We start from the raw sequence: 10,452 nt of genomic DNA, 5'->3' as shown, positions 1-10,452 counted from the left end.
CGACACCGTCGACGGCCTTGGTCTCGCCGAACTTGTAGTGCAGGTCGCGCACTTCCACGGCGGGCGTGCTCATGCTTGTCTCCCTGCTGGTTCGGCGACGTCGGCGCGCACCTGTTCGAGCAGGCGGCGCAGCGCGGGCAGCGCCGCGGCGATGGCCGCCTGGTCGGCGGGCGTGGCCCGGTCGAGGGCCTGCCCGATCAGCGCGGCCCGGGCCTGGCGCCAGGCCGTGATCCGGTCGCGCGCCTGATCGGTCAGCGTGAGCCGCGCGGCGCGCCGGTCGGCCGGATCGGGCTCGCGGCGCAGCAGGCCGGCGTCGACGAGCTGGTTGACGAGGGTGCTGACGGAGTTGCCGGCGAGGTCGAGCACCTGTGCGGCGGCGGCGATCCCGATGCCGGGCTGGCTGGCGACGACGAAGAGCAGCTCACGCTGCGCCTCGGGCAGCGGCGGCACGGCGACCGCCTCTCTGGTGCGGCGCCGCGAGAGCCGCCGCAACGCGGCCGTGATGGACATCAACTCGCCGACTACCTCCGCGTTGCTGGTCATCTTCCGAAGATTACCTCGGTGACAGAGGTAATCTGGTGGCGACCGGACAAGCTGTCCGTTGTATGCCCTGGAGCGAAAGTTACGGTTTGACGGATGACGAGAATGGGGGTTCTCGTGCGCATAACGGTTGCCGAAGCGCCAACAGGCGGTGTGACGGTGGTGAAACTGGCGGGCGAGCTGGGCGTCGACACGGCGGCGGACCTCGCGACGGCGCTGGAGGAGTTGCTCGCGCGCCCGAACCCGACCAACCGCATCGTCATCGACCTGGCACTGCTGGGTTTCTGCGACTCGATCGGCCTGTCGACGTTCGTCGACGCCCACCGCCGCTGCGCGGCCAACGGCGGCTACCTGGCCCTGGCGGCACCGTCACCGTTCATGCACAAGCTGCTGGGCGTGGTCGGCCTGACCCGCCAGGTCCGCGCCTACGCCACTGTGGCCTCAGCCTGCGCCGGCGGCGAAGAAGGCCGCCTCCGCTAACCGCCGCCGCCTCGTTCGGCGCCACTCCGCTGGCGCCCTGGCCATGACCGCCTACCACGGCAATTTGCCGCCACCTCCCGCGCAGGCGCGGGCGACCATCGCCACCCAGCCCAAATCCGGCCGCCGCCAGCGCCGAGCGGCACGCCCCGCCACCAGCACCACCGCACCACCAAAGCGGCATGTCCGACGCCTCCAGCCCGTCGGCCATCGCCGCTCAGCTCAAACCCGACCGCGCCACCCGCGGAGCGGCACCCCGCCGCCGCCCGAGGACCACCGCAATACCAAAGCGGCATGTCCGACGCCTCCGGCCCCGCGGCCATTGCCGCTCAGCTCAAACCCGACCGCGCCACCCGCTGAGCGGCACCCCCGCCGCCGCCCGAGGGACCGCCGCACCACAAAGCGGGATGTTCGACGCCTCCAGCCCTTCGGCCATCGCCGCTCAGCCCAAACCCGACCCCGCCACCCGCTGAGCGGCACCCCCCGGCCGCCGCCCGAGGGACCACCGCACGACCAAAGCGGGATTTCCGACGCCTCCGGCCCTGCGGCCATCGCCGCCCACCACAGACCCGGGCCGTTTCCGCCACCGCACGTCCAGGGCGGCGGCACCCCGCCTGCGACGGCAGCGCCGCCAATCCGGCACGGCCGACGCCCCAGGCCCTTCGGCCACCGGCATCCAACAACGGGCGCAGCTCGCCACCCAAGATCACCATCGACCCCCGGGGGCGCGACCGACGCCGCTCGAGCGGCCGCGCCGCCCGATCGCCACCGCCGCGGCCGCAGCGTCAGCGCCCGGCAGGCCGAGTCGGGCTCGGCTCACGGCCCGAGGGTTTTAGGCGGATTTTTCGCTTTCAACGGGCTACGTTTGGGATAACTATGGGATGAGGTGGGTCGCATGAGTCGGTCCGTTTCCACCAAGGGTTCGCTTCCCGACGAGATGCGCCGCACAAAGATCAGCTATTCGTGGATCATTCTTCTGGTCGGCGTGCTTCTGCTCGCCTTCCTCTTGGTCTTCGTGTTGCAGAACCTGGACAGCGTGCGCATCCACTTCCTGACCGCTGACTTCACCATGCCGCTCGGGGTTGCGCTCCTGTTGGCCGCCATCGGTGGCGCGCTGATCGCCGCCGTGCCGTTCTCCGCGCGGATCCTGCAGCTTCGTCGGGCGACCCGCAAGGAACGCCGCTGGCGCTGAGCGCCGCGCTAATTTGGCTGTATGGCAAAGGTTCTTTACACGGCTGAGGCCCACGTGGCCGGCGGCCGGCAGCACGGCCACGGCCGTACCTCCGACGGCGCCCTCGAGGTCGATCTGCGTGCTCCCGTCGAGATGGGCGGCGAGGGCGGTGGCACCAACCCCGAGCAGCTGTTCGCGGTCGGCTACGCCGCCTGCTTCGAGTCGGCCATGGCCGGCGCGGCCCGGCGGGCCCACGTCGAGGCCGGCGACGCCGCCATCGACGCCAAGGTCAGCCTGATGCCCACCGGCACCGGCGGCTTCAAGCTGGCCGTCGAGCTCGACGTCACCCTTCCTTCGATCACCGACGAGACACAGGCCCGCGACCTGGTGCGCCTCGCGCACGACATCTGCCCTTACTCGAACGCCACCCGCGGCAACATCGACGTCACCCTGACCGCCAACGGCAAGCCGGTCGGCTGAGGCCCGTGACCCCGATCCGACCCGGCGCGCGTCCGGGTCGGGTTGGGGTTTTTGCCCGTGACATGTGCGGCAAACCGCGGGAAGATGTCGCACCTTGACCGGCCGGTCTGTTGTACTCCACCTTGTGTCAGCGATCGACCATCTGCTCCACGCCAACGAGACCTACGCCGCGACGTTCCCCGGGCCCCGCCCGCTGCGGCCGAAGCTCCGGTTGGCGATAGTCACCTGCATGGACTCCCGGCTGGACCTGTTCGGGGCGCTCGGCCTGGATATCGGTGACGCACACCTGATCCGCAACGCGGGCGGGCTGCCGACCGAGGACGTGCTGCGTTCGCTCGCGGTCAGCCAGCACTACCTCGGCACGCGCGAGATCGTGGTGATCCACCACACCGAGTGCGGGATGGAAGGGTTCGACGACGACGCCTTCCGCGAGCGGCTGACCGCCGAGACCGGCTCCGTGCCCGAGTGGAACGTGCCAGGCTTCAGCGACATCCGGCTGACCGTACGCAAGTCGATCGCCGCCGTCCGGGGTTGCCCCTGGCTGCCGCACCGCGACGACGTGCGCGGCTTCGTGTTCGACATCGCCACCGCCCGCCTCGAAGAGGTCGAGGCCGGCTAGCCGCGCAGGCCCGGCAGCACCTCGGTGGCGATCTTCTCCACCATCGCCGGGTCGTCGGTCCACACCGGGTCGCCCGCGCGCGGGTGGTGGAAGACCAGATCGGTGAAGCCCAGCTCGGCGTAGCGGCCGACGAGGTCGGTGAACGCGTCGACGCTGACCAGGGGGCGGTCGTCGCCGTTGTCGGCGAGCAGGATCCGGTCCATGGTCCGGCCTGATTCGTCCAGCAAGGCGGAATTCGCCCTGATCTTCGCGAAGTCGCCTTCGGTGATCCAGGCATCGGCGTACGAGATGACGGTCCGCATGGTCTTTGGCCCGCCGGCCGCGACCGCCAGCGGCACCCGCGGCTGCTGCACACTCCCGGGGATCATGCGCGCCTCGTCGATCGTGTAGTACTCGCCGGACCGCGAGGTGGCCGGCGACCGCAACAGCGCGTCGAGGTGGCCGACGAACTCGTCCAGCCGCCGCGCCCGCTCACCCGGCGTGAGCACCTGCCCGCCGAGCACGGTCGCGTCGAAGCCGATGCCACCCGCGCCGACCCCGAGGGTGAGCCGCCCGTCGCTGATGTGGTCGAGCGTCATCGCCTCCTTGGCCAGCGTCACGGGGTGGCGGAAGTTGGGCGAGGAGACCATCGTGCCGAGCCGGATCCGCTGGGTGCCGGCCGCGATCCCGGTCAACCACGGGATGGCGGCGTGCCAGGGCTGGTCGCGATAGCGGCGCCAGGAGAGGTGGTCGTAGGTCCAGAGATGGTCGTACCCCATCTCCTCGATCCGCCGCGCCAGCGCCAGGCTCTCGGGCCAAGGATCGGCCGGAAGCAACAAAACCCCGATTCGCACCCGCCGACAGTATCCGGTCAGGCCGGATCGAGATCCTTCACGAAGATCCGACAGAAGTCGGGGTACGTGGCGACGGTGCCGTCGGGGAGGTGCTCCTCGCGGGTGGTCTCGACGATGCCGTGCGCCCACTCGCGGTAGCCGAGCCGCTCGTAGAGCGAGACCACCACGTCGTTGTCGAGGTCGATGCCGATGCCGAGGCGGCCGGCCAGGCGCACCTCGTCGAGTTCCTCCGCCTCCCGCAGCAACGCCTGGCCCCGACCCTTCTTCCGCAGACCGGGCACGACATACAGCCGGTGTACGAACGGGACGCCGGGCAGGTGCAGGCGGACCTGGTCCTCGTCGGCCGGCTCCCAGGTGACGTAGACGGTGCCGGTGAGGTCCTCGCCTTCCCAGGAGGTGAGCACCACACCCTGGCGTTTCAGCCGGTGGCGATAGAAGGCCGTCCGTTCGGGGCCGAGGACACGCTCGAGATAGAGCATGTCCTCGGCGGACGCCGGCCGGATCTCCACACCGTCATGGTGCCGGTAGAAGGTGAAGTCGCGTCAGATCCGCGTTATGCGCGGACCACCACGACGGCCATTACGACCATGACGGTCAGCAATGCCGAGGTGCCGAGTGCGGCACGCGTGAACGCCTTGCCGACCACGTCGATGAGGTCGTACAGCGATCCGATCAGCACAAGGCCGGCGAAAGCGGCGAGTAGGGAGGTGAGGGCGCCCTGATCCAGCAAGACCGAGTCCTTGGCCAGATCGGACACAGCGATTACCGTTGACATGACGGACTCCTCGCTTCAGACCCGTAGGAGCTTGCCGTTCTTGCAAGACACCCTCGGTTGCCGCCGAGGGTGTCTTCGTTCCTGGTCCAACAGCCAAAGTGGACCCTGCCGCTGCTAAGCTCTCCCCGGCTTCACTCCCCCCTTTAACGATTATGTTAAATCCTTGATCTTCAGCTTAAACTTCAGCATTGAGCTGAATCAAGATGCTAGTGTCCTGTAGGCGGCACCGATCGGCGTGAATGTGGCTTTCATGAGCGTTCACGCACCCCACCAACTTCAGCTAAAGCCGCTGAAGTTGACTGAAGGAGATTGGCATTGGCTGGCGACGAGGACCCCGCGAGGGCGCTTGCCCTGCGGCTTCGCAGTCTCCGGCTCAACGAATGGCCGACTCCGGTAAAGCAGCCCCAGCTGGCGAAGGCCCTGGGCGTCAGCGTCCCGCTGATCTCCTCGTGGGAGCGCACGACGGCACCGAAGGCGCCGCCCGCCGACCGGCTCACCAGCTATGCCCGCTTCTTCGCCACCCAGCGCTCCGTCGGCGACGGCCGGGCCAGGCTGCACACCGACCTGTCCCCCGACGAGGAAGCACGCCGCGAGCAGCTGGAAGACGAGTTGCTGACTCTGCGCGCCGCCGCGGTCGGTCGCCGGCACCGGGTCTGGATTCCCACGCAGTTCGTCGACCGGCCGCCGGGCGCCGGGCCGTGGCACTTCGCTGACGGCGCGCCGGTGACGATCGTCTGTGGCCAGTTGGGTGCGAAGCTTCAGGCCAACCCGATCTTCACCGACCCGGAGAGCCCGGACTACGTCACGCTCTACAACTACGCCGACGTGGACTCGCTGGTCGAGCTGCACGGACACGTTCGGGCGGCGAACCCCCGCAGCGACGTCCGGTTCCTGCCCACCTCGTTGGTCACGAATGACCACCTCACCACGCACCTGGTCCTGCTCGGAGGCGTTGACTTCAACCAACTGATCGGCGACGTCCTCTTCTCGTTGGGTGTGCCCGTCCGGCAACAGACCCGGCTGACCGACAGGCCCGACGACGAGGGCGCCTTCGAGGTGCGGGACGGCAGCGGTGAGTCGCACCGACCGGCCCTCCGCAATGACGACGAACGCCGGATCCTGCTCGAAGACGTCGCACACTTCTGCCGCGGCGCGAACCCTTACAACAACAAGAGGACCGTCACCGTGTGCAACGGCATGTTCGGTCGGGGTGTCTACGGCGCCGTACGCGCGCTCACCGACCAACGCTTCCGCGACCGCAACGCCGGTTACGTGGAAAGTCGCTTCGAGGGTGCCCAGACCTACAGCATCCTGTCCCGGGTCCGGGTGGTGGGTGGCGAGGTGGTCACGCCTGACTGGACCCAGCCGGACAACGTCCTCCACGAGTGGTCCGCGTGACCGACCTGGTCAGCCGGCCCACGGGAGCGCCGGCACAGGCGGCACGGCACCACACGTCGCACACCCGGCTGCTGCATCGGGTCGACCAGCCGACCCGGTTCGACACCCTCGACGCGATCATCGTGCCGACGGCGCGCCCGACGGTTTACCTGAGCTTCGCCCTGCGCCTCGCGGAGCAGCTCGACTGTCCGCTCGTCGCGCTGTGCAGCCTCCGCGCCGACGCCGAAGGCGTCCTGCGGGCCGCGCGGCGACTCGGCGTGCACGTGATCGCTACGGACGTCCACGACCAGGTCCGACTGCCGGAGTTCGCGACCTCGGCGCTGCCCGACGAGCAACGGTTCCGGCGCCGCGGAGACCTGAGCCTCAAGCGCAACCTGGGTCTCGCGCTCTCCCGGATGACCGGGTGGGACCGGGTCGCGTTCCTCGACGACGACATCCGCTCGGTGCGCCCCGACGACATGCGGGCCGCCGCCGGTCTGCTCGACAGGTTCAGCATGGTGGGTCTCGGCAACGCCGGTTACCCGGACAACTCGGTGGTGTGCCACGCGCTCCGCGCGGTCGGCGTCGACCAGCAGACGTTCGTCGGCGGCGGCGCGATGGTCGTCCCGGTCAGCCGGACCACCACGTTCTTTCCGAACATCTACAACGAGGACTGGTTCTTCCTGCTCGACGAGGACGGCCTGAGCCCGACCGCGGTCACGGGACGGATGGTCCAGGAACCCTACGACCCGTTCCGCACGACGGGTCGCGCCCGCGGCGAGGAGTTCGGCGACTGCCTGGCCGAGGGCATCTACGCGCTGCTCGACGACGGCGGTTCGGTGGACGACGCCGACCACGCGTTCTGGGCCGCTTTCCTCGCCGACCGGGGCGCGATGGTCGACCGGATCATCGAGGCGATTCCGCGGTGCGATCGCTCGCCCGACGAGCGGCGGCGGATGACCGAGGCGATGCGTGCCTCCCACGGCCGGCGCCGGTTCATCACGCCCGACCTGTGCGTGCGCTACCTCGAGGCGCTCACCGCCGACCGCGCCGTCTGGCGCACCCGCATCCAGGAACTGCCCAAGGAGCCAGACGCCCGCCGCGCGCTGGCGCACCTCGGGCTGGACGCGACGCGCGTCTTCGAGCCGTGACCGATTCGGTACTAGGGTTTTGCCGTGACTGACGTTCTCCTGCCGGCCCTGCCGGAAGACTGGTCGCGGGCGATGGCCGTGGCCGCGCACCCCGACGACATCGAATACGGCACCGCGTCCGCGGTCGCGCGCTGGACCGCGCAGGGCAAGACCGTGACCTATCTGCTCGCCACCCGCGGCGAGGCAGGCATCGACTCGATGTCCCCGGAGGACGCCGCACCCCTGCGTGAGCAGGAGGAACGTGCCGGTGCCGCCGAGGTCGGCGTCGACGTCGTGGAGTTCCTCGACCACCGCGACGGCGTCGTCGAATACAGCAACGCGCTGCGCCGCGACATCACCCGTGCGATCCGCCGGCACCGGCCGGAGGTCATCCTGACCGGCGCGTTCACGGTCCGGATGGTCGGCGGCATGACCAACCAGGCCGACCACCGCGCGGTCGGTCTGGCCGCCCTCGACGCGGCGCGCGACGCCGGCAACCGCTGGATCTTCCCGGAACTGGCCGACGAGGGCCTCGAGCCCTGGAACGGCGTGCGGTTCGTCTGCGTCGCGGGCGCCGACCGACCCACCCACGGCGTCGACGTCACCGGTGAGCCGCTGCGCCGCGGCATCGCCTCCCTGGCCGCACACGCCGAATACACCAAGGGCCTCGGCGCCGTCGGCCCCGACCCGGAAGGCATGCTGACCTGGGCATCGGGCATGGCGGGCCCGGCTCTCGGCGTGCAGAACGCGGTCCTCTTCGACGTGCACGCGCTGCGCTTCGAAGGCCCGCCGCCGTGGGAGCAGGGCACCCAACCTCCGGTCGTCACGGAGATCTGACCACTCGGGACCTAGCGCAACCTACTCATCACCAGGTAGAAACGGATCGATCTGAGAGAGCGCTCTCACCACCGTCCCCGTTAGGCAGGTCGATGAGAACCGTCCGTCTTGTCGCAGCCGCCGCTGCCGCGGCCACGTTGACCGCTGCCGGTGTGTTCGCCCTTCCCGGCAGCGCCGCCGCACATCGCGGTGAGCCCGACTTCGGTCCGAACGTCTTCGTCTACGACCCCAGCACGCCGGCGGCCGAGATCCAGGCCAAGTTCGACGAGCTGTTCGCACAGCAAGAGAAGAACGAGATGGGCACCAACCGGTACGCGGTGCTCTTCAAGCCCGGCCACTACGACGTCAACGCCCGGCTCGGCTACTACACCACCGTGTCCGGGCTCGGGCGGTCGCCGGCCGATGTGGACATCACCGGGGCCGTCCGGGTGATCGGTCAGCCCAACCCCGACGCGCACGGCGGCGTCTCGGCGCTGACCAACTTCTGGCGGTCCGCCGAGAACTTCACGGTGACCCCGACCGACTGGTCCAACCAGTGGGCGGTCTCCCAGGCGTCGCCGATGCGACGCGTACACGTGAAGGGGATCCTCTGGTTGGAGCCCGGCAACGAGGGCTACTCCAGCGGCGGGTTCATCGCCAACTCCAAGGTGGACGGCATCACCATCAACGGCTCGCAGCAGCAGTGGCTGACCCGCGACAGCGAGCTCGGTGACGTCTGGACCAACGGCGTGTGGAACCAGGTCTTCTCGGGCGTCACCGGCGCACCGGCGACCGGCTTCCCGAACCCGCCGTACACGACGCTGCCCACCAGCCCGGTGAGCCGCGAGAAGCCGTTCCTGTACGTGGACGGGCGCGGCAAGTACCGCGTCTTCGTGCCGGCGCTGCAGCACGAGACGGCCGGCACCACCTGGTCCGACGGCAGCGAGCCCGGCTCGTCGATCGACATCGACGACTTCTTCATCGCCAAGCCGTCCGACAGCGCCGCGCGGATCAACCTGGCGCTCGCGCTCGGCAAGCACCTGCTGCTCACCCCGGGCGTCTACCACCTCGACCGGCCGCTGCGGGTGCTGCACAAGAACACCGTGGTGCTCGGCCTCGGCATGCCCAGCCTCGCGCCCGACACCGGCGAGGCCGCGCTGAAGATCGCCGACGTGGACGGCGTCAAGGTGGCCGGGGTGCTGGTCGACGCGGGCGCCCGGCAGTCGGACACGCTGATCGAGGTGGGTTCCCGGGGTGGCCGGCGCGATCACTCGCGCAACCCGACCTCGCTGCAGGACGTCTTCATCCGGATCGGCGGGCCGTGGGTCGGCCGGGCGAAGACCAGCCTCGTGGTCAACAGCGACGACACGATCCTGGAGAACATCTGGGCCTGGCGTGGCGACCACGGCAACGGCATCGGCTGGACACAGAACACGGGTGACACCGGCGTGGTCGTGAACGGCGACGACGTCACGGCGTACGGCCTGTTCGTCGAGCACTACCAGAAGTGGCAGACGATCTGGAACGGCGAGCGCGGCCGGACGATCTTCTACCAGAGCGAGCTGCCGTACGACCCGCCGAGCCAGGCGGCGTGGAACAGCCCGACGGGCAACGGCTGGGCGTCGTACAAGGTCGCACCGTCGGTGCGCACGCACGAGGCGTGGGGCCTGGGCGTCTACTCGTATTTCAACCAGGGCGTCGACATCCGTGCCGCGCGCGGCATCGAGGTGCCGGACCGGGCTGGGGTGCGCTTCCACAACATGATCACCGTCTTCCTGGACGGGAGCGGTGGCATCGAACGCACGATCAACGATGCTGGTACGCCGTGCATCGGCTCGTTCAGCACGAGCGCGGTCACGGAGTATCCGGCCTGAGAACGGCGGGGCGGGCTCGCCCGGACCGGGTGCGAGCCCGCCACGCTCCGGTATTGACACGAAGGCCCGCGCCGAACCTGGCGCGGGCCTTCGCACGTGACAGCAGCCCACCCGTCGGCATCGGGGTCAGGGTGACCGACGCGGACCGTGGACACGCGGCGAACCAGCGCGGGCCCGGCACACCGCAGGACACAAGGGGCCGGCCACCCGGCGCCGGCGCACGCGGCGTCGGCCAACGGCTGCAGGACCGACGCTGCTGGCGCAAACCCGTCCACCAACCGGCGGGCAAGGGCAAGGGCGACCGGGTCATGGTGCCGCCGGCCGACTTCCGGTCCTACTACGGCCGACCGGTGATCAAGC

Annotated in this window: 12 protein-coding genes and 1 pseudogene; 9 read left to right on the top strand and 4 right to left on the bottom strand. The window is 69.7% G+C overall.

Annotated elements, in window-relative coordinates; all coding sequences use genetic code 11:
* Positions 1 to 69: 69 nt before the first annotated feature.
* Complete coding sequence (locus tag AB0H87_RS31065) at positions 70 to 543, bottom strand: MarR family transcriptional regulator (protein WP_360153563.1); 474 nt, start codon at positions 541 to 543, stop codon at positions 70 to 72.
* A gap of 93 nt (positions 544 to 636) precedes the next feature.
* Between AB0H87_RS31065 and AB0H87_RS31060 the strand changes: the two genes are divergently transcribed.
* The 4 genes from AB0H87_RS31060 (at position 637) to AB0H87_RS31045 (ending at position 3,287) form a co-directional block, all read left to right on the top strand.
* A complete protein-coding gene (locus tag AB0H87_RS31060; RefSeq protein ID WP_360153560.1) occupies positions 637 to 1,020 on the top strand; it encodes an STAS domain-containing protein in 384 nt (127 codons plus the stop codon).
* 892 nt (positions 1,021 to 1,912) lie between these two features.
* Entirely contained in the window at positions 1,913 to 2,209 is a 297-nt protein-coding gene (locus tag AB0H87_RS31055) for a lipopolysaccharide assembly protein LapA domain-containing protein (protein WP_360153557.1), read from the top strand.
* Between the two features lie 21 nt (positions 2,210 to 2,230).
* Positions 2,231 to 2,668 (top strand): organic hydroperoxide resistance protein, encoded by a 438-nt coding sequence (locus AB0H87_RS31050; RefSeq protein WP_360153554.1) that lies wholly within the window; start codon positions 2,231 to 2,233, stop codon positions 2,666 to 2,668.
* 133 nt (positions 2,669 to 2,801) lie between these two features.
* A complete protein-coding gene (locus tag AB0H87_RS31045; protein ID WP_360153566.1) occupies positions 2,802 to 3,287 on the top strand; it encodes a carbonic anhydrase in 486 nt (161 codons plus the stop codon).
* Here the strand turns inward: AB0H87_RS31045 and AB0H87_RS31040 are convergent.
* From AB0H87_RS31040 to AB0H87_RS31030, 3 genes are read right to left on the bottom strand one after another with little or no spacing between them, the layout of a single operon-like run.
* On the bottom strand, positions 3,284 to 4,120 hold the full coding sequence (locus AB0H87_RS31040) for an LLM class flavin-dependent oxidoreductase (RefSeq protein ID WP_360153551.1): 837 nt from the start codon (positions 4,118 to 4,120) through the stop codon (positions 3,284 to 3,286). The genes AB0H87_RS31045 and AB0H87_RS31040 overlap by 4 nt on opposite strands.
* A gap of 17 nt (positions 4,121 to 4,137) precedes the next feature.
* Entirely contained in the window at positions 4,138 to 4,629 is a 492-nt protein-coding gene (locus AB0H87_RS31035) for a GNAT family N-acetyltransferase (protein ID WP_360153548.1), read from the bottom strand.
* Between the two features lie 44 nt (positions 4,630 to 4,673).
* On the bottom strand, positions 4,674 to 4,895 hold the full coding sequence (locus AB0H87_RS31030; RefSeq protein WP_360153545.1) for a hypothetical protein: 222 nt from the start codon (positions 4,893 to 4,895) through the stop codon (positions 4,674 to 4,676).
* Positions 4,896 to 5,210: 315 nt separating this feature from the next.
* Here AB0H87_RS31030 and AB0H87_RS31025 point away from each other — a divergent pair, with 315 nt between their 5' ends.
* From AB0H87_RS31025 to AB0H87_RS31005, 5 genes and pseudogenes are all read left to right on the top strand, one after another.
* On the top strand, positions 5,211 to 6,293 hold the full coding sequence (locus tag AB0H87_RS31025) for an XRE family transcriptional regulator (protein WP_360153542.1): 1,083 nt from the start codon (positions 5,211 to 5,213) through the stop codon (positions 6,291 to 6,293).
* Complete coding sequence (locus AB0H87_RS31020; protein WP_360153539.1) at positions 6,290 to 7,423, top strand: hypothetical protein; 1,134 nt, start codon at positions 6,290 to 6,292, stop codon at positions 7,421 to 7,423. The genes AB0H87_RS31025 and AB0H87_RS31020 overlap by 4 nt, the downstream gene beginning before the upstream one ends.
* Positions 7,424 to 7,447: 24 nt before the next feature.
* A complete protein-coding gene (locus tag AB0H87_RS31015; RefSeq protein ID WP_360153536.1) occupies positions 7,448 to 8,239 on the top strand; it encodes a PIG-L deacetylase family protein in 792 nt (263 codons plus the stop codon).
* A 92-nt stretch (positions 8,240 to 8,331) separates the two neighbouring features.
* Positions 8,332 to 10,092, top strand: coding sequence for an adenylyl cyclase (locus AB0H87_RS31010; RefSeq protein ID WP_360153533.1), 1,761 nt, complete (start codon positions 8,332 to 8,334; stop codon positions 10,090 to 10,092).
* 131 nt (positions 10,093 to 10,223) lie between these two features.
* Positions 10,224 to 10,452, top strand: a pseudogene (locus tag AB0H87_RS31005) (hypothetical protein); the annotation flags it as partial.

It is taken from the genome of Asanoa sp. NPDC050611, assembly GCF_040654855.1.
Taxonomy (GTDB): Bacteria; Actinomycetota; Actinomycetes; order Mycobacteriales; family Micromonosporaceae; genus Asanoa.
This window is presented reverse-complemented; position numbering and strand designations above follow the sequence as displayed.

Bases quoted from the DNA above. Each gene is read 5' to 3' on its own strand.
- AB0H87_RS31065 (WP_360153563.1), bottom strand. From the start codon at position 543: ATGACCAGCAACGCGGAGGTAGTCGGCGAGTTGATGTCCATCACGGCC.
- AB0H87_RS31060 (WP_360153560.1), top strand. From the start codon at position 637: ATGACGAGAATGGGGGTTCTCGTGCGCATAACGGTTGCCGAAGCGCCA.
- AB0H87_RS31055 (WP_360153557.1), top strand. From the start codon at position 1,913: ATGAGTCGGTCCGTTTCCACCAAGGGTTCGCTTCCCGACGAGATGCGC.
- AB0H87_RS31050 (WP_360153554.1), top strand. From the start codon at position 2,231: ATGGCAAAGGTTCTTTACACGGCTGAGGCCCACGTGGCCGGCGGCCGG.
- AB0H87_RS31030 (WP_360153545.1), bottom strand. From the start codon at position 4,895: ATGTCAACGGTAATCGCTGTGTCCGATCTGGCCAAGGACTCGGTCTTG.
- AB0H87_RS31010 (WP_360153533.1), top strand. From the start codon at position 8,332: ATGAGAACCGTCCGTCTTGTCGCAGCCGCCGCTGCCGCGGCCACGTTG.